18 protein-coding genes are annotated in these 17,911 nt (G+C 72.2%); 10 read left to right on the top strand and 8 right to left on the bottom strand.

The genetic code is table 11. The annotated features are described in order from the left end of the window. Positions 1–23 precede the first annotated feature (23 nt). Entirely contained in the window at positions 24–467 is a 444-nt protein-coding gene (locus AMYNI_RS0129090; protein ID WP_020671611.1) for a MarR family winged helix-turn-helix transcriptional regulator, read from the top strand. Positions 468–546: 79 nt separating this feature from the next. On the opposite strand, the gene AMYNI_RS0129085 is transcribed toward AMYNI_RS0129090, so the two are convergent. Both AMYNI_RS0129085 and AMYNI_RS0129080 read right to left on the bottom strand, forming a co-directional pair. Beyond that, positions 547–1,323, bottom strand: a complete 777-nt coding sequence (locus AMYNI_RS0129085) for a maleylpyruvate isomerase family mycothiol-dependent enzyme (protein ID WP_020671610.1) — start codon at positions 1,321–1,323, stop codon at positions 547–549. Continuing rightward, positions 1,314–1,919, bottom strand: a complete 606-nt coding sequence (locus AMYNI_RS0129080; protein WP_245574022.1) for an SAV_6107 family HEPN domain-containing protein — start codon at positions 1,917–1,919, stop codon at positions 1,314–1,316. The genes AMYNI_RS0129085 and AMYNI_RS0129080 overlap by 10 nt, the downstream gene beginning before the upstream one ends. A 216-nt stretch (positions 1,920–2,135) precedes the next feature. On the opposite strand from AMYNI_RS0129080, the gene AMYNI_RS0129075 reads away from it, so the two are divergent. From AMYNI_RS0129075 to AMYNI_RS0129065, 3 genes are read left to right on the top strand one after another with little or no spacing between them, the layout of a single operon-like run. Then, a complete protein-coding gene (locus tag AMYNI_RS0129075) occupies positions 2,136–2,648 on the top strand; it encodes a YbaK/EbsC family protein (protein WP_020671608.1) in 513 nt (170 codons plus the stop codon). A 5-nt stretch (positions 2,649–2,653) separates the two neighbouring features. Next, positions 2,654–3,217 carry a GNAT family N-acetyltransferase gene (locus tag AMYNI_RS0129070; protein ID WP_020671607.1) on the top strand — a complete coding sequence of 188 codons (564 nt, stop codon included), beginning with the start codon at positions 2,654–2,656 and terminating at the stop codon, positions 3,215–3,217. A 56-nt stretch (positions 3,218–3,273) separates the two neighbouring features. Then, the gene (locus tag AMYNI_RS0129065) at positions 3,274–3,855 is read left to right on the top strand and encodes an AAA family ATPase (RefSeq protein ID WP_020671606.1); all 582 of its coding nucleotides are present in this window, start codon (positions 3,274–3,276) and stop codon (positions 3,853–3,855) included. Here the strand turns inward: AMYNI_RS0129065 and AMYNI_RS0129060 are convergent. From AMYNI_RS0129060 to AMYNI_RS0129050, 3 genes are all read right to left on the bottom strand, one after another. Continuing rightward, a complete protein-coding gene (locus AMYNI_RS0129060; protein WP_040406043.1) occupies positions 3,832–4,752 on the bottom strand; it encodes a DMT family transporter in 921 nt (306 codons plus the stop codon). The two genes, AMYNI_RS0129065 and AMYNI_RS0129060, sit on opposite strands and share 24 nt — an antisense overlap. Before the next feature lie 260 nt (positions 4,753–5,012). Continuing rightward, positions 5,013–6,707 (bottom strand): DUF885 domain-containing protein, encoded by a 1,695-nt coding sequence (locus AMYNI_RS0129055; RefSeq protein WP_020671604.1) that lies wholly within the window; start codon positions 6,705–6,707, stop codon positions 5,013–5,015. 42 nt (positions 6,708–6,749) lie between these two features. Next, the gene (locus tag AMYNI_RS0129050) at positions 6,750–7,634 is read right to left on the bottom strand and encodes a methylenetetrahydrofolate reductase (RefSeq protein WP_026361079.1); all 885 of its coding nucleotides are present in this window, start codon (positions 7,632–7,634) and stop codon (positions 6,750–6,752) included. A gap of 160 nt (positions 7,635–7,794) precedes the next feature. On the opposite strand from AMYNI_RS0129050, the gene AMYNI_RS45580 reads away from it, so the two are divergent. After that, the gene (locus AMYNI_RS45580; RefSeq protein WP_169515778.1) at positions 7,795–9,537 is read left to right on the top strand and encodes a gamma-glutamyltransferase family protein; all 1,743 of its coding nucleotides are present in this window, start codon (positions 7,795–7,797) and stop codon (positions 9,535–9,537) included. 2 nt (positions 9,538–9,539) lie between these two features. Here AMYNI_RS45580 and AMYNI_RS0129040 read toward each other — a convergent pair whose 3' ends face one another. Beyond that, the gene (locus AMYNI_RS0129040; protein ID WP_020671601.1) at positions 9,540–10,469 is read right to left on the bottom strand and encodes an acyl-ACP desaturase; all 930 of its coding nucleotides are present in this window, start codon (positions 10,467–10,469) and stop codon (positions 9,540–9,542) included. 164 nt (positions 10,470–10,633) lie between these two features. Between AMYNI_RS0129040 and AMYNI_RS0129035 the strand changes: the two genes are divergently transcribed. The 4 genes from AMYNI_RS0129035 to AMYNI_RS0129020 are packed head-to-tail and all read left to right on the top strand — an operon-like array spanning position 10,634 to position 15,514. Beyond that, the gene (locus AMYNI_RS0129035) at positions 10,634–12,082 is read left to right on the top strand and encodes an MFS transporter (protein ID WP_020671600.1); all 1,449 of its coding nucleotides are present in this window, start codon (positions 10,634–10,636) and stop codon (positions 12,080–12,082) included. A gap of 17 nt (positions 12,083–12,099) precedes the next feature. After that, on the top strand, positions 12,100–13,203 hold the full coding sequence (locus tag AMYNI_RS0129030) for a polyprenyl synthetase family protein (protein ID WP_020671599.1): 1,104 nt from the start codon (positions 12,100–12,102) through the stop codon (positions 13,201–13,203). Between the two features lie 2 nt (positions 13,204–13,205). Continuing rightward, a complete protein-coding gene (gene crtI, locus AMYNI_RS0129025; protein ID WP_020671598.1) occupies positions 13,206–14,681 on the top strand; it encodes a phytoene desaturase family protein in 1,476 nt (491 codons plus the stop codon). A gap of 44 nt (positions 14,682–14,725) precedes the next feature. Next, positions 14,726–15,514 carry an LLM class F420-dependent oxidoreductase gene (locus tag AMYNI_RS0129020; protein ID WP_026361078.1) on the top strand — a complete coding sequence of 263 codons (789 nt, stop codon included), beginning with the start codon at positions 14,726–14,728 and terminating at the stop codon, positions 15,512–15,514. Positions 15,515–15,582: 68 nt separating this feature from the next. Here the strand turns inward: AMYNI_RS0129020 and AMYNI_RS0129015 are convergent, their stop codons facing one another. Continuing rightward, positions 15,583–16,140, bottom strand: a complete 558-nt coding sequence (locus AMYNI_RS0129015) for a CGNR zinc finger domain-containing protein (protein WP_020671596.1) — start codon at positions 16,138–16,140, stop codon at positions 15,583–15,585. A gap of 23 nt (positions 16,141–16,163) precedes the next feature. Here AMYNI_RS0129015 and AMYNI_RS0129010 point away from each other — a divergent pair, with 23 nt between their 5' ends. Continuing rightward, entirely contained in the window at positions 16,164–17,444 is a 1,281-nt protein-coding gene (locus AMYNI_RS0129010) for an MFS transporter (protein WP_020671595.1), read from the top strand. On the opposite strand, the gene AMYNI_RS49845 is transcribed toward AMYNI_RS0129010, so the two are convergent. Next, positions 17,413–17,781, bottom strand: coding sequence for an Rv2175c family DNA-binding protein (locus AMYNI_RS49845; protein ID WP_026361077.1), 369 nt, complete (start codon positions 17,779–17,781; stop codon positions 17,413–17,415). The two genes, AMYNI_RS0129010 and AMYNI_RS49845, sit on opposite strands and share 32 nt — an antisense overlap. Positions 17,782–17,911 lie beyond the last annotated feature (130 nt).

Genomic DNA, 17,911 nt, shown 5'->3' with positions numbered 1-17,911 from the left:
AACCGTCAACTACACTCGGCGGCATGGAGACGGCCGCGACCGAGACGGGCAAGGAGATCGGATTCGCCACCGCACTGGTGCGGCTGTCGCACCTGGTGCAGCAGGTGTTCGCCGAAGTCAGCCGGGAGCGGGAACTCACGCCCCAGCAGGCTCAGCTGCTGTGCATGCTCATCGACGGCCCGATCGGCATGACGGAGCTGAGCAGGCTGCTGAACCTGGAGAAATCGAGCCTGACCGGACTGGTGGACCGGGTCGAGCGGCGCGGGCTGGTGGCCCGCGCACGCGACTCCCATGACCGCCGCGCCTGCCGGATCGCGGTGACCGAACAGGGTTCGCGGACCGGCGCCGACGCCCACCAGGCCGTGATCACCCGGCTGGAGGCGCTGGCCGAAGAGGTACCGCCCGCGGATAAGCGACTACTCGCGGACGTGGTGGCGCAGATGCTCGCCGTGCGCGAGGGCGGCTAACTCGGCCGGCCAGGACGGCGGCGCCCGGACCCGCCGCGGCCGGAAACCCGGAGACCAGCAATGCTTCCCCACACGCTCGTCATCGGGTCGCCAGCCGCAGCAGCGCCCAGAGCTGCCCGCTCGCGTTGTGATCGCCGTGCACCGTGACCGCTGTCGGACCGGCCCGGCCCCACAGCCACAGGTAGACCTGCGCTGCGGAACCCGAGACCACCGCATCGGCCTGCTCCGCCTCACCGGCGGAGCACCGCCACGCGACCGTGTCGCCGGGTCCCGCGCGGGCGATCCAGGTGTGCCCGCCGGTCTGCACCGCCACCGAAGCGGTGGTGGTGCCGGAAAGCCCGAGCGTCCGCAGCCGCTGGCCGAACCAGAGCGTGAGCACCTCGTCCACCCCGTCGGCCGCGAACTCCCCGGTGATCCCGGTGATCTCCGCCCCGGTGGCGGCCTGCACGTCCGCCCGGTGGATCGTGGTCTCGTGGGCCATCCGGCGGCACCAGAACCCGTAGGTCGGGTCCTCCGGCCACCAGGTCGGGGCCCGCGCGTTCGGATCGTGCGCGGCCAGTTCGCCGATCAGCTCGGCAAGGCCGGTCCGCAGGTACTCGCCCAGCGACTGCCCGGGACCCGGCTCACGCTGCCACTCCAGGGGCCGCCGCCCTCCGCGGACCCAGGACAGCCCGAGCCGGTAGACGCTGCCCACGTGCCGGACCGTCTCCCCGATCGTCGAACCGGGACAGCTCGGCACGGGCGCGTCGGCCGGCGCGCTGTGCGCCAGTTCCCCGAGCAGTTCCCCCTCGATCCCGAGTGCTTCCAACAACCTGGCGTGGTCGATCAGGGCGGGCCCGCCGGGCATCACCCGCATCCATGGACGACACGACCGGCGAGCTCGAGGAACAGGGTGGCCTGCCCCAGCAGCTCGTCCGCGGTGGCAGCCTTGAGCCGCCGGGTGATCCCGGCCTGCGCCTCGGCATGGGTGGCCGAGGCGGCGGCGAAGAACACCGCCCACTCGCGCAGTTCCGGCACCGTGCTCTCCAGCAGCGTCCAGACGCTGGCCGGCCTGGCCCGGCCACGATGCGGACGGCCGCGCGCGGACAGCACCGCGGCCGCCGCCCGGTGCGCGGCAAGGTACGAGGCGATGAACCGTTCGGCGGGCTCGCGTTCCCGTTCCGCCTCGGCGAGCCCGCGCCTCGCCTGTTCGAGCATCGCCACCGCGGCCGGCGGCGCCGGCGGGCGCAGCGGCATCGGCAGCATCGACTGCGCGGTCTCCTCCCTGGAGGCGACGGCGACGGACATGGCCCCTCCTTGGTCGGGCAGGGCATGCGCGCGCGGACGGTGGGCGGCGGCTCCGCCCCGGGCCCCGGCCGACGGGGTACGGCAGGACCGCCCCGCCTCCAGGTGACCGAGGCCGGGCAGCGCGCGCCGGGTGCCTTCGTGCCAGCGCTGGCCGCGAATTGTCATGGGGCCCTCCTACCCTGGAGCCCGATGGCGGTACCCGGCGCCGAGACGCTTCCCCCGTCCCCGCACCGGGTACCGGACCGGTGAGCTCCACCGAATGTCGAACGTATGTTCGAACAAGTCCAGAGTAACCCCGGTCGGCGCTTCGCTCAACCCCGAACCCGCGTGGAGGCGATCCGGCCTTCGCGGGCCGGTCCCGCTCGTGATCTGATAATCACCATGAGCAGCCTCGACCATCCCGCGGTCGCGAAGGTCGCCGCCGCGCTCGCCGAAGCCGGCCAGCACGACGCCGCGAAGGGAATCCGGATACTGCCCGCCGAGGTGCGCACCGCCGCACAGGCGGCCGAGGCGCTGGGCGTCGAAGTCGGCGCCATCGCGAACAGCCTGGTCTTCCGCACGACTGGTACGACCGACGAGCGGCCGCTGCTGGCCCTCACCTCCGGCGCGCACCGCGCCGACACCGGCGCACTGGCCGCGCTGACCGGGAGCACGCGGGTGGAGATGGCGGACCCGGCGTTCGTCAAGGCGCACACCGGTCAGGTGATCGGTGGCGTCGCACCGGTGGGGCACCCGGCCGCGCTGGACACGCTGGTGGACGTCGCACTGCGCCGGTACGACGTGGTGTGGGCCGCCGCGGGCCACGCGAAGTCGGTCTTCCCCACCACTTTCGACGACCTGCTCGCACTGACCGGTGGCCGCGCCGTGGACGTCACCGGTCAGGCGAACCGGTGACCGCTATGCACTCGGAGCACACCCGGTTCGCCGAACTGTCCGCGGACGAGTTCCGGTTCCGGCTGCGCGAAGCGCTGGACATCTACGTCGACGCGATGCGCTATCCAGCCGGTACCGCGGAGCAGCGGGCGCCGATGTGGCTGACCCACGCCCTGCGGGAGGGCTGGCGCTGCATCGCCGCGCTCGGCGCCGACGACACCCTGATCGGCCTGGCCTACGGCTATCGCGGTCGTCCCGGCCAGTGGTGGCACGAGCAGGTGCGACGCGGCCTTGTCTCCGCCGGCGACCGGGCCGCGACGCACTGGCTGGACGACTACTTCGAGCTGACCGAGATCCACGTCCGCCCGCGGAACCAGGGCGGCGGGGTCGGCGAGGACCTGCTCCGCCGGCTGCTCCGCGACGTGTCGAGCGGGCACGTGCTGCTGTCCACCCCGGAAGGCCCCAGCCGGGCCTGGAAGCTCTACCGACGGCTCGGTTTCCAGGACGTGCTGCGCGACTACCACTTCGCCGGCGACCCCCGGCCGTTCGCCATCCTCGGCCGTCCACTACCGCTGGAAGAAACGCACTGAAAAGCCGCAAAGCTCACAATGAGGAACGACCGGGCACCGGCCGCCGTTATCCGCACATGACACGTCCGACACCGCAGCATCGGCAGGCCGGACAACTACAGCTCACCGTCGAGCCGAGAGCCCTGCTGGTGATCGCCGGGCTGCCGGGCGCCGGCAAGAGCACCCTGCTCCGCAACACGCGCGCCAGTGCGCCGATCGACGTGCTGGACACCGACCAGGTACGCGCCAGGCTGCGGGCGAGGTTGCCGGCGAACACGCCCTACGGCTGGTACCGCCCGCTGGTCCACCTGCTGCACGCGGTGCGGGTGCTGCGCGCGCTGGTCCGCGCGCCGGGCCCGGTGGTGCTGCACGACCCGGCAACCGGCGCGGGCACCAGGGCGGTGCTGGTGCTGCTCGGCGCGCTCACCGGGCGGCCGCGGCACCTGCTGTGGATCGACTGCAGCCCAACCGAAGCGCTGATCGGGCAGCGTTCCCGCGGCCGGGTGCTGCTCGGCTGGTCGTTCTCCCGGCATGCCCGCCGGGCACCCCGGTTCCGGGCCAGGCTGGCCGCGGGCCGGCCACCGAGGGGCTGGCTGGAAGCCTCGATGGCCGACCGCGCGGAAGCCCGTGACGGGCTACATCTGCGGGTCGGCGGCTGAGCCGGGGCGCCGGTAGCTCACCGCGAGCGCGACGACCAGCAGTGCGGCCCCGCACCAGCCGACCACGCCGAGCTCGTCCCCGAGCACCAGCGCGGCCAGCACGGCCGCGGTGAGCGGCTCCAGCAGCACGGACAGCGCGGCGAGCACCGGCCGCGCGGCCCGCAGCCCGAGGAAGTACGCCGCATAGGCCAGCCCGGTCGGCACCGCGCCGAGGTACAGCGCGACGCCGAGCACGTCCGCCCGCAACGGGATCGCCATACCGGACCGCAAAGCCGCCGGCAGCAGCAGGAAACCTCCGATCAGGCAACCAAAAGCGCTGGTGCGCAAGGGATCCAGCCCGTCGACCGGTTTGCCGACGAGCAGCGTCATGGCGGCGAACCCGGCACCGCAGAGCAGCGCCAGCGCCAGGCCGGCCACGAGCCGCCCCTGGTCACCGTCCTCCGGCGACCAGGACAGCAGCACCAGGCCGAGCAGAGCGAACCCGATCGAGAGCACCGTGTTCCGGTCGGGCCCGCCCCGCCCGGAAAGCGCGCCCCCGATCGCGACGAACACCGGCACGCTGCCGATCGTGGCCATGGTCGCGACGCTCACCGACGTGAGCAGCACCGAGGCGAAATAGCCGGCCTGGAACACCGCCAGCAGCGCGCCGGCGGCGAACAGCCGCCGGCCCGCCGCCGCGGTCCGGGGCAGCCCCCGCAACCGGCCGGTCACCCCGAGCAGCAGCACCATGCACAGCCCGCCGAGCAGCAGCCGGTAGGCGGCCACCGACAGCGGATGCAGATTTCCTTTGCTGGCAAGGAGGGAACCGGCGAGACCACCGGTTCCCCAGAGCACTCCGGCGGTGACCAGTGCCACCGCGGACAGTTTTCGGGCGCGCACGCCCGCGGAAAGAGACAACGAGAACACTCCTGCGTCGAAGGAAAAGGGAACGACGACGCGGGGGTACGCACCAGAAAGAAGCCGTACGGCAGCAAAAGCCGTACGGCGGGCTACACCCCGCTCAGGAGGCGGGGGGCGGGGTTACCAGAAAAACCCGGTGCATGATCTCAACCTAGCCGTCCCCGCCACTCCTTTTCCCTCGACGCCAACGCAGCGAAGGCCACCTTCGCTGCGTTGAACGCAGGCAAGGTGGCCTTCGCTGCGGAGCCGGGTAGCTGTCAGGGGAGTTCGGCGAGTTGTTCGCGGAGGGTGTCCAGGCCCATGCCGCCCAGTTTGAGCGCCCTGGTGTGGAAGTCCCGGAGGTCGAAGGCGGCACCCTGGCGGCGCCGGACGTCCTCGCGGGCCGCGAGCCAGAGCCGCTCGCCGAGCTTGTACGCGGGCGCCTGCCCCGGCCAGCCCAGATAGCGGTCGATCTCGTCGTACACGTGCTCGGCATCGGTGATGGTCCTGGTCAGCATGAACTCCAGGCCCAGTTCGGGGGTCCAGCGCTCGCCCTCGTGGAACCCGGTGCCCGCCGGGATCTCCAGCTCCAGGTGCATGCCGAGGTCGACCACCACCCTGGCCGCCCGGAACAGCTGCGAGTCGAGCATGCCGAGCAGGTCGCCGTCGTCGTCGAGGAAACCGAGGTCCTGCATCAGCCGTTCCGCGTAGAGCGCCCAGCCTTCGCCGTGCCCGGAGGTGAACGAAAGCAGCCGCTGGAACCGGTTGAGCGTGCCAGCCTGGTGCACCGCGGTGCCGATCTGCAGGTGATGACCCGGCACGCCCTCGTGGTAGACGATGCTGGCTTCACGCCAGGTGGAGAACTCCTGCCTGCCGGCCGGGACCGACCACCACATCCGGCCGGGACGGCTGAAGTCCTCGTTGGGCCCGGTGTAGTAGGCACCGACGCCGCCGCCCGGCGGTGCGATCTTGCACTCCAACGCCATCAGCTCGTCCGGGATGTCGAAGTGCTTGCCCCGCAAGGCGTTCAGCGCGTCGTCGGAAAGCCGCTGCATCCACCGTTCGAAGGCGTCCTGGCCGTGCACCTGGTAGCGCTGGTCGGCGTCGAGTGCGGCGGCGACCTCGGCCAGGCTCGCACCGGGCAGGATCCGCGCGGCGACCTCGCGCATCTCGGCCTCGATCCGGGCGAACTCCGCCCAGCCCCACTCGTAGGCCTCGCGCAGGTCGAGCTCGGCGCCGATGAAATAGCGCGACCACAACCGGTACGGCGCTTCGCCCACCGCGTCCTTCGACGGCGCCCTGGGGGCCAGCTCGGCGCGGAGGAACCCGGCCAGCTCGGCGTATGCCTCCTGCGCGGCCCGCGCACCGCGGTCGAGATCGGCGCGCAGCGAGTCCGGCACCCCGGTGGCGCCGGCGGTCAGCGCGGTGAAGAAACCTTCAGCGCCGGCCAGCCCGGCCCAGGTCTCCGCCTGCTCGGCCACCTTGCCGACCTGCCGCAGCGCGGCCACGTTCCCGGCGTCGGCGGCCACCAGCAGCGAAGAGCGCACTCCGTCCAGCGCTCCGGGCACCTTCGCCAGCCTGGCCGCGATGACCGCCCAGTGTTCCGGGGTCTCGGCCGGCATCAGGTCGAACACCTGGCGGATCTCCTGCACCGGGCTGGAGATCACGTTCAGCGAGGAGATGTCCAGCCCCGCCTCGTGGATCTCCAGCTCCAGTCCGGACCGCTCGGTGAACACCGCCTTGCCGGCCCGCTCGGCGGCGTCGGCGGGCTCGGCGGCCCGCACGTCGGCCAGCGCACGCTCGGTCAGGGCCGCCCTGGCGGCGTGCCCTTCCGGCGAGTAGTCGGTCAGCTGGTCGTCGTAACCCGGCAGCCCGAGCACGGTCGCGGCGACCGGGTTGGCCGCCGCGAACTCGTCCACGAACCGGTCACAGATCTGGTGCACGCCGGTGCGCGCGGGAGGATCGAAAGCCATGGCCGCACGCTACCGGGAGGCCGTCGCGAACGCCGATGGGAATTACGCGCGGGCCGGCACCAGGCCGAGCCTGCTCACCACCTCGCGGGTCGCCTTGGACCGGTTGAACGTGTAGAAGTGCAGGTCCGGCACACCCTCCGCGATCAACCGCTCGCACAGTTCGGTGACCACGTCCAGGCCCTCCGCGCGGAAGGCGGCGGCGTCCTCGGTCAGCGGCTCCAGCCGGTCGAGCAGGGACCGCGGCGCGCTCGCGCCGGAGAGCTCGATCGTCTTGCGCAGGGTGCGCGGGGTGGTCAGCGGCATCACGCCGGGGATGAGCAGCTTGTCGCAGCCCGCCGCGGCGACCCGGTCCCGCAGCCGGAGGAAGTCCTCCGCCTCGAAGAACAGCTGGGCGATGCCGAAGTCGGCGCCCGCCTTGAACTTCGACACCAGGTGCCGGGTGTCGCTGTCCAGATCGTCCGAGCGCGGGTGACCGTACGGGAAGGCCGAGACGCCGACGCAGAAGTCGCCGAGCGAGCGCACCAGCTCGACCAGTTCCTCGGCGTAGTTCAGCCCGTCCGGATGCGGGACCCATTCGCCGTACGGGTCACCGGGCGGATCTCCGCGCAGCGCAAGGATGTTGCGCACGCCGACCGCCGCGTACCAGCCGATCACATTGCGCAGTTCGGCGACGGAGTGGTTCACCGCGGTCAGATGCGCCATCGGCACCAGCGTGGTCTCGGTCGCGGCCCTGGCGATGTTGCGGATCGTGCCGTCCCGGCTGCCGCCGCCGGCCCCGTAGGTGATGGACATGTAGGCCGGGTCGAGGGATTCCAGCTCCCGGATCGATCGCCAGAGGATCGCCTCGTCCGCTTCGCCCCTCGGTGGGAAGAACTCCACCGAGAAAACCGTGGCGTCTCCCTGTAGTCGCTCCACTACCGACGTCATGGGTCCCATGCTATCGATCAGTCCGTACCGTGGGAGAAAGCTCCCGCGAGCTGGAACGTGTCGTTGGCCACCAGGTACTCCGATCCGGTATAAGTCCGTGCCCATGCGGACTCTTCATCTTGCCGTAGCGACGGCCCTGCTCACCACCCTGTGCCTTGCTATGCCTGCACAGGCTGGGACCGGATCACCCGGTTGTCGGCATGGTGAAGGCACCGAGCTGATGGTCGCCGCGGCCAACCCGGCCGCCGCGCTGGCCGGCTGCCGGGTGCTGGTCGCCGGTGGTTCCGCCGCCGACGCCGCGGTCGCCGTGCAGGCCGCACTCGCGGTGGTGGAACCGCAGTCCTCCGGGCTCGGCGGCGGCAGCATGATCACCTACTACGACGCGGCCAGCGGGCGGACCCGCTTCTTCGACGGACTGGCCGCGGCCGGCGCGACGGTGACCGCCGGGCTGACCGTACCGACCGCCGAAGAGCAGGCCGGCGGGGTGCGCGCCTTCGACTCCGGCGTGGACTACTCGGCCCGCGCCGCCGCCGTTCCCGGCACCCCGGCGGTGCTCGGCCTGCTGCACGAGAAGTTCGGCAGGCTCGGCTGGAACCGGCTCTTCGACGACGCGATCACCCTGTCCGGCCAGGGTTTCGAAGTCGCGCCGTATCTGCACGACGCGCTGAGCGACTCCGGCGCGGTCACCCCGTCCTGCCGCTACCCGGGCCTGCGCGCGCTGTTCTGCGACGGCGACCGACCGAAACCGGCAGGCGCCGCGGTGCGCAACCCCGAACTCGCGCAGACCCTGCGCGAGCTGCGCGACGGTGGCGCGACGGCGTTCTACGACCCGCGCGGCCGGATCGCCCCCACCATCGTCGCCGGGCTGCGCGGCGGGGTACTGGACCCGACCGCGGACGAATCGGGGCCCGCCGTCGTGCCGAGCCTGCTCGACCTGCGCGATTTCGCGGACTACCGCGCGGTGGAACGCCGCCCGCTGTGCTCGGACGTGCTGCGGCACCGGTTGTGCACCGCGCCGCCGCCCGCGTCCGGCGGGCTGACCCTGACCGGCCTGCTCGACATCGCGGCCGCCAACGGGATCACCGGTTTCGCACCGGACTCCCCGGAATACGCCCACCTGGCGATCGAAGCCAGCCGGCTGGCCGGGGTGGACTCCCGCGCCTACGTCGGCGACCCCGGCTACGACGACGTGCCGCTGCGCGGGCTGACCGACCCCGGGTACCGCGCCGCACGGGCGGCCGAGGTCAAGCCGGACGCCGCCGGGCACCCGGTGCTGCCCGGCGTGCCCGACGGCGCACCGGCGCGGATCTCCGACCCGGCCGGTGGGCGGGACAGCACCAGCCAGATCAGCATCGTGGACGCCGGCGGCAACGCGGTTTCGATGACCACCACGGTGAACCTGAACTTCGGCTCCAGGGTGCTGGCCGGCGGCGTGGTGCTGAACAACGCGGCCACGAACTTCAGCGCGGCCGGCGCGGAGGTGAACGCGATGGCCGCCGGCAAGCGGCCGCGCACCTCCATCGCGCCGAGCATCGTGTTCGGCGCGAGCGGCGAACCCCGGCTGGTGGCCGGTGCCGCCGGCGGCGGGCCGATCCCGGACTACGTCGCGCAGACCGTGCTCGGGGTGCTCGGCTACGGCGAAGACCCGCTGCGGGCCGTGTCCCGGCCGCACGTCAGCGGCCAGGCCAGGGCGGAGGACTGCGCCGGCATCCCGGACGTCCGCTCCGACGTGGAGGCCGGCACCGCGGCCGAAGGGCTGCTGCCCGCGCTGCGCGAGCGGCACCACCCGTGCGCCAAGGCCACCACCCTGCGCAGCGGGCTGGCGGCGGTGGAGGTCACCGACTCTCACGGCCTGCGTGGCGCCGCTGACCCGCGCCGCGACGGCACCGTGTACGGCGCCTGAAGCTACTTCCTGGCCAGTTCGCGGGCCCTGGCCAGCTCGCGCCGCTCCTCGAACCGGGTGGCCTGCTTGTCCAGCGCGGTCAGGAACTCGGAAAGCTCGTCGCGGGCCTGCTCGCCCTCCGCGCCGAGGCCCTCGATGGCGAACACGTCCCAGTGCCGCAGCAACGGCCAGATCACGTCGTCGTGGTGGATGCGCAGGTCGTAGATGCCGGCCTTGGCCATCAGCGCGGCCTTGCGGACGAAGCTGGGGATGATGCTGCCCGGCATCTGGAAACCGACCACCTCGTCGGTGATCGCGCGCATCATCGCGTCCGGCGAGACCTCCAGCGCCGCGGTCACCAGGTTGCGGTAGAAGAGCATGTGCAGGTTCTCGTCCATGGCGACCCTGGCCAGCAGCTTCTCCGCGATCGGGTCCTCGGTGTAGCGGCCGGTGTTGCGGTGGGAGATCCGGGTCGCCAGCTCCTGGAACGAGACGTAGGCGAACACGTTCAGCAGCTGCTTGTCGCCGCTGTCGAAGCCGGCCTCCATGGTCTGCATCCGGGCGCGCTCCAGCTCGACCGGGTCGACCGCCCTGGTCACCAGCAGGTAGTCGCGGATGCAGATGCCGTGCCTGCCCTCCTCCGCGGTCCAGCGGTGCACCCAGGTGCCCCAGGCGCCGTCACGGCCGAAGGCGCGTTCGATCTCGCGGTGGTAGCTGGGCAGGTTGTCCTCGGTGAGCAGGTTGACCTCGAGCGCGGTCCGCGCGATCGGCGACACCTTCGACTGCTCCGGATCCCATGCCTGCCCGCCGAGGTCGGCGAAGTCGCGGCCCTGGCTCCACGGCACGTACTCGTGCGGCATCCATTCCTTGGCCACCCCCAGGTGCCGGTTCAGGTTCGCTTCCGCGACCGGTTCCAGCTCGAGGAGCAGCCGGGTGGGCTCCGAAAGACTCATCCGTTCTTCCTTTCCGCAGACGACGTTCCACCAATCTGCCACAAACCTACGCCTCCGTAACCTACGGCGTCGTAGGTAACGTCGGAATGACAACCGACACACTCCGGAGCCCGGCTCGCATTGGTAAGGTTGTTTGCTGCAATTAACTAAGCTGGGGGAACAGCATGACCGACCTTGCCGCGCCGCCGGATCTCGGCCGCAGAGTACGGCCCGGCGCGATCGTCCTAGTCCTTTCCACCTGCGGCGTGGTGGCCGCGCTGATGCAGACGCTGGTCGTCCCGCTGCTGCCGAACCTGCCGGTGCTGCTGCACACCTCGGCCGCGAACGCGTCCTGGGTGCTCACCGCCACCCTGCTCGCCGGCGCGGTCAGCACGCCGATCAGCGGCAGGCTCGGCGACATGTACGGCAAGCGCCGGATCCTGCTCTGCTCGCTCGGCCTGCTCGTGCTCGGTTCCACGGTCTCCGCGCTGACCAGCGACGTGGGCACGATGGTGCTCGGCCGGATACTCCAGGGCTCCGCGATGGGCGCGATCCCGCTGGGCATCAGCATCATGCGCGACACCCTGCCCGCCGAGCGGCTCGGCTCGGCGATGGCGCTGATGAGCGCGACCATCGGCGTCGGCGGCGGGGTCGGGCTGCCGCTGTCCGCGCTGGTCGCCCAGCAGGCCGACTGGCACCTGCTGTTCTGGCTGGCCGCCGTGCTTGGCCTGCTGAGCGCGGCGGCCATCGCCTGGATGGTGCCGGAGTCGCCGCTGCGAGCCGGCGGGCGGTTCGACTTCGCCGGCGCGCTGGGCATGGTGCTCGGGCTCAGCTGCCTGCTGCTGGCGATCACCCAGGGCGGCAGCTGGGGTTGGGGCAGCCCCGCGGTGCTCGGCCTGCTCGGTGCCGCGCTGGTGATCCTGCTCGGCTGGGGCTGGTACGAGTACCGGGTCCGGCAGCCGCTGGTGGATCTGCGGGTGTCCGCGCGGCGGCAGGTGCTGATGACGAACCTGGCGTCGGTGCTGGTCGGGTTCGCGATGTACGCGCAGGCGCTGATCCTGCCGCAGCTGCTGCAGGCGCCGGTGGCCACCGGTTACGGGTTCGGCCAGTCGTTGGTGGTGGCCGGGATCTGCATGGCGCCCAGCGGGTTGATCATGATCGTGATCTCGCCGGTCTCGGCCAGGATCTCCGCCGCCTACGGCCCGCGGACCTCGCTGGCGGCCGGGATCGCGGTGATCATGCTCGGCTACGGGTCCGCGGTGTTCCTGATGCACAGCGCCTGGCAGATCGTGCTGGTCGCCTCGGTGATCAGTGTCGGGGTGGCGCTGGCCTACGCGGCGATGCCCGCGCTGATCATGCGCGCGGTACCCGCTTCGGAGACCGCCGCGGCGAACGGGCTCAACGCACTGATGCGCGCGCTCGGCACCTCCTTCTCCAGCGCGGTGCTCAGCGTCGTGCTGACCCAGCTGACCTTCACGCTCGGCCCGCTGACGTTGCCGTCCAAGGCCGGTTTCCAGGTCTCCTTCCTGATCGCGGCCGGGGTCTCGGCGGCGGGGCTGGTGCTGACCATGATGATTCCGCGAATGCCCGCTGCACCACATCCGGCGACCCCGGGGACGCGCCCCGGTGGGTGAGCACGGACGATAGACCCATGAGCGAGCCCGTCCGGGAATCCCGGTACGACCAAGACCTGCCGGCTCATGTCGAGCGGGCGCTCGACGATTTCCTGCACGAGGCGAGCCGAGGGATCCTCGCCACCGAGCCCACCTTCGCGCCCGCGGTGGAGGCGCTCACCGGGTTCGTGCTCGGCGGTGGCAAACGGTTGCGGCCGACCTTCGCCTGGTGGGGCTGGCGCGGCGCGGGCGGCGATCCGGACGGCCAGGACGCCGAGGGCGTGCTGCGCGCGGTGGCCGCGCTGGAGCTGGTCCAGGCCTGCGCGCTGATCCACGACGACCTGATCGACTCCTCGGACTCCCGGCGCGGCTCGCCGACCGTGCACCTCGCCTTCGCCAAGCGGCACGCCGGGCACGGCTGGCTCGGCCCGCCGTCCTCGTTCGGGCTGGCCGCGGCGGTGCTGATCGGCGACCTGGCGCTGGCATGGGCGGACGACATGTTCGAGAGCACCTCGCTGCCGCCGGCCACGCTTTCCGCGGGACGGCCGGCCTGGCGCGCGATGCGCACCGAGGTGCTCGCCGGGCAGTACCTGGACGTGCACACGCAGGCCACCGGGGACGCGTCGGTGGACGTCGCCCTGCGCATCGACAAGCTCAAGACCGCCGCTTACACCGTGCAGCGCCCGCTGCACCTCGGTGCCTCGCTTGCCGGCGCGGACGAGCGGCTGATCGGGCACCTGCGGGAGTTCGGCGGGGATCTCGGCGTCGCGTTCCAGCTGCGGGACGACCTGCTCGGCGTGTTCGGCGACCCGTCGGTCACCGGCAAGCCGGCCGGGGACGACCTACGGGAGGGCAAGCGCACCCTGCTGGTGGCGCTCGGCCTGCAGCTGGCCGGCGAACAGGGCCGGACGGCCGAGGCGGTGCTGATCGCGGACGCGATCGGCGACGCCGCGCTGACCGAGGCCGGGGTGGAAGCGGTCCGCTCGGCGCTGACCGACGTGGGCGCGGTGACCGCCGTGGAGCGGCGGATCGACACGCTGACCGCCGCCGCGCTGACCGCGCTGCGCCGCGCGGACCTCGCCGAGCCGGCCGCCGACAAGCTCATCGAACTCGCCGACCGGGCCACCCGGAGGACCTACTAGCCATGAAGACGGTGAGCGGGCCGACCGACCACGTGGTGGTGATCGGCGCCGGGCTGGCCGGGCTGTCGACCACCCTGCACCTGCTCGGCGCCGGGCGCCGGGTCACCCTGATCGAGCAGGACGAGCAGCCCGGCGGCCGGGTCGGCCAGCGCCAGGCGGACGGCTACTCGGTGGACACCGGCGCGAGCGTGCTCACCATGCCCGAGCTGCTGGACGAGGCGTTCGCCGCGGTCGGTTCGTCCACAGTGGACCATCTGCGGCTGGAACGGCTGGATCCGGCGTATCACGCGCGGTTCGCGGACGGCAGCACGATCGCGGTGCACACCGGCGCGGAGGCGATGGAGGCGGAGATCCGCGCGGTGGCCGGCCCGCGCGAGGCGGACGGGTACCGGCGGCTGCGCCGCTGGCTGACCGAGCTGTACGCGGTGCAGAAGGACCATTTCATCGGCGCCAACTTCGACTCGCCGCTCGGCCTGTTGCGCCCGGAACTGGTGAAACTGGCCGCACTGGGCGGTTTCGGCTCGCTCGGCGGCAAGGTCGGCCGGTTCCTGCACGACGAACGGGTGCGCCGGTTGTTCTCCTTCCAGTCGCTCTACGCCGGTCTCGACCCGATGCGCGCGATCGGCGCGTACGGGGTCATCTCCTATATGGACACCGTCGGCGGGGTCTACTACCCGCGCGGCGGCATGGGTCGGGTCGCGCGGGCGATGGCGGACGCCGCCGAGCGGGCCGGTGCCCAGCTGCGGTTCAAGACCGAGGCCGCCTGGCTGGAACGGGTCTCCGACCGGGTCCGCGCGGTGCGCACCCGCGCCGGCGAGCGCATCGAGTGCGACGCGATCGTGCTCGCCACCGAGCTGACCGGCGCCTACCGGCTGCTCGGCACCAGGCCGCGCCGCCCGCTCCCGCTGCGGTTCTCGCCGTCCGCCGTGGTGCTGCACGGCCGCTCCGAGCGCGACTGGCCGGAACTGGGGCACCACACCATCTTCTTCGGTGCCGCCTGGGCGCGGACCTTCCAGGAGATCATCCGCGACGGCTCGCTGATGAGCGATCCCTCGCTGCTGGTGACCAAGCCGACGGCGACCGACCCCGGGCTGTCCTCCGGCGGCGGCCAGGTGATCTCAGTGCTCGCCCCGGCCCCCAACCTGCACACCGGGCGGATCGACTGGGAGCGGGTCGGCCCTGCCTACCGCGATGAGCTGCTGGCCACCCTCGAAGCCCGTGGCCTCACCGGTTTCGCCGGTTCCTTCCAGCTGGACGAGCTGGTCACGCCCCGGGACTGGGAGGCGCGGGGGCTGGCCGCTGGCACCCCGTTCTCGCTGGCGCACACCTTCACCCAGACCGGCCCGTTCCGGCCGGGAAACCTGGTGCGGGACGTGCGAAACGTGGTGCTCGCCGGCTGCGGCACGACACCAGGAGTGGGTATCCCGCCGGTGCTCATCTCGGGCAGGCTCGCGGCCGCCAGGGTCACCGGCGCCTGAGGAGTCCGCTGCAAGGCCGCTACCCGGGGCATAGGCTCGGGATCATGACGACAGCAGCGAACAGGCCGATCCGAGTGGGCCTGCAGCTTCAGCCCCAGCACGCCGACTACGCGACCATGCGGCGCACCGCGGCCAAAGCCGAGGAGCTCGGCGTCGACATCCTGTTCAACTGGGACCACTTCTTCCCGCTCTACGGCGAGCCGGACGGCCTGCACTTCGAGTGCTGGACGATGCTCGGCGCCTGGGCCGAGTCGACGTCGCGGGTGGAGATCGGCGCACTGGTCACCTGCAACAGCTACCGCAACCCCGAACTGCTCGCTGACATGGCGCGCACGGTGGACCACATCAGCGACGGCAGGCTCATCCTCGGCATCGGCTCCGGCTGGTTCGAGCGGGACTACGACGAGTACGGCTACGAGTTCGGCACCGCCGGCGGCAGGCTGGACGACCTGGCCGGGGCGCTGCCCAGGATCGAGTCCAGGCTTGGCAAGCTGAACCCGCCGCCCACCCGCAAGATCCCGGTGCTGATCGGGGGCGGCGGCGAGAAGAAGACGCTCAAGCTGGTCGCCAGGCACGCCGACATCTGGCACGGCTTCGGCGACCCGACGGTGGTCGAGCGCAAGGTCGGGATCCTCGACCAGCACTGCGCGACCGTCGGCCGCGACCCGGCGGAGATCGAGCGTTCCTGCGGGGTGAAGGGCGACCCGGCGGAGCTCGCCCCGAAGCTGCGCGACCTCGGCGTCTCGCTGTACACCGTGGACGCCGGCGGACCGGACTACGACCTCGGCCCGCTGCGCGACTGGATCGCCTGGCGCGACGAGCAAAACGCCTGATCAGCGGTCGTGAGTGAAAAGTGTTCGTCCCGGGTGCGGGTGTCCCGCAAGAACACGGGCAACACTTTTCACTCACGACGGTGGGCGCGGTGGGCGGCCACCCGTTGCCTGGTGGAGCAGCGGGTGGAGCAGTAACGCCTCGGCCCACCGGCGCCGGTGTCCACAAAGGACTTTTCGCAGGACGGCGCGGCGCAGATCCCGCCGGGCAGGGCCTGCCGTTCGGCCAGCAGCACGGCCAGCGCCAGCCCGGACGAGGTGCGCAGCCACTGCCCCCACGGCGCGTCGTCGTGGGCGTCCGTGTGCAGATGCCAGTCATGCGCCCCGCCGTGACTGGTCAGCCTCGGCGGGCCGGCGTGCGCCGCGAACAGCGCGTTGAGCCGCTCGGCCGCCTCGCCGACGTCCCGCGCGGCGAACACCGCACGCAGCTCGGCCGCCGCCGCGCGCAGCTCCCCCAGGTCCTCGCCGGTCAGCTCGATCGGGTCCAGCTCGCCGTGCGCGCGCAGCACCTCCGCCACGGCGGCCGGGTCCGGCTCCGGCACCAGCAGCACCTCGATCAGGTCCGCCGCGCGCTGCGCCGCGCCTTTGGCGGATCTGAAGGACGTCCATTCTCGGTGGCTCTCGGACATGCCGGCATTGTAACGTCCTCTGCATGAGAGGCCGTTACAGACTCGCGAGCTATCTCGGCGGCTCGGTGCTGGCCAGGACCGGGGACGAGCTGTCCGGGCCCGCGCTGCTGCTGCTCGGCCTGGCGGTCACCGGTTCGGCCGCGGACGCCTCGGTGCTGCTCACCGCCCTGACCGTGGCCGCGGCCGTGGGCGGGCCGGTGTTCGGCGCTCTGCTGGACGCCAGCCGCCGCCCCGGGCTGCTGCTGGGGCTCACGCTGGCCTGCTACGCCGCGGGCATGGTCCTGGTGCTGCTCGGGCTCGGCTGGCTGCCGCTGCCGGTGGTGGCCGGGATCGCCGTGCTGGCTGGGCTGGCCAACCCGGCCATCGCCGGCGGCTGGACCGCGCAGCTGCCCCGGGTACTGGACGGCATGCCGGTGGCCAGGGGCAGCGCGCTGGACGCGATGACCTTCACCGCGGCGACCCTGACCGGGCCCGCGCTGGCCGGGCTGGTCGGCGCCTGGCTCGGCGCACCGGCCGCGATGCTGGTGGCCGCGGGACTGGTGCTCGCCGCGCTGCCGTCCGCGCTCGCCCTGCCGATCCCGCCGCGCCCAGCCGGCCCATCCGGTCCACCCGCCCCGCGCCGCGCGCTGCGGCACACCCTGCTCGCCGGGTGGGCGGCGATCGGTCGCAACCCCGCGCTGCGACGGGTCACCGCGACCTCGGCGGTGTCCTTCGCCGCGGTCGGCATGCTGCTGGTCTGCCTGCCGCCGCTCGGCGCGCGACGGCTCGGTGACCCCGCCTACGGTGCGCTGCTGCTGACCGCGCTGGCCGTCGGTGCCCTGCTGGCCAACGCCGCACTCGCCCGCTGGACACCGGCAAATAGCCGGCTTCTCGCCCCTGTACCGAAGGGCAAAAAGTCGGCTATTTGCCGGGGGCCGGACGTGCTGGTGCTGATCAGCACGTTGCTGATGGCGGGTTCGCTGGTGCTGATGGCCAGCACCGGGTCGGTGCTGCCGCTCGCCGCCGCCGCGGTACTGGCGGGTTTCGGCGAAGGGCCGCAGTTGACCGCGTTGTTCGCCGTCCGGCACCGCGAGGCGCCGGAAAACCTGCGGGCGCAGGTGTTCACCACCGGCGCGAGCCTGAAGATCGCCGGGATCGCGGTGGGTACGGCGGTCGCCGGGCCGCTGGCCGAGTGGTCGCTGACCGGCTGCCTGCTGGCCGCCGCCGTGGTCCAGTTGCTCGCGGCGTGCTGCTATCTGGCCTGCTCGGCTGGAAAGCCGGCTGGAAAGCCGCCTAGAAAGCCATGGCCTGCGCTCGCCTCTTGACCTCGGTGCCGTGGCTGGTCCGCAGCGCGTTCACCGGGGAGCTGCCCGGCAGGGAGTCGTCCTCGGCGAACAGCCAGCGCAGCATCTCGGTCCGGCCGAAACCCGCGTCGTCCAGCACCGTGATGGTGCCGCCCAGCCCTTTCACCACACCGTCCTTGACGAGGAAGGCGGCGGGCACGAACAGGTCCCCGTCGCGCCGTACCGCTATCAACTGCCCGTCCCGCAACATCTGCCGCACCTTGTTGACCGACAGCCCGAGGGAGCTGGCCACCTCCGCGAGGGAGAGGACCGCGACATCGGCATCGAGCACATCTTCGGCGACTGGAATCGCACTCACAGCTGACACTGTGCCACATCGCGGCTTACCCGCAGCAACATCGCACCAATGGCGTAATGGGGACCGGATGGCGGAAGCGGTTTCCGGCCGGGGCGCGTCCACCGCGGCCGCCGGGATCCGTACGATCGGT

The organism is Amycolatopsis nigrescens CSC17Ta-90, from assembly GCF_000384315.1.
Lineage (GTDB): Bacteria > Actinomycetota > Actinomycetes > Mycobacteriales > Pseudonocardiaceae > Amycolatopsis > Amycolatopsis nigrescens.
This window is presented reverse-complemented; position numbering and strand designations above follow the sequence as displayed.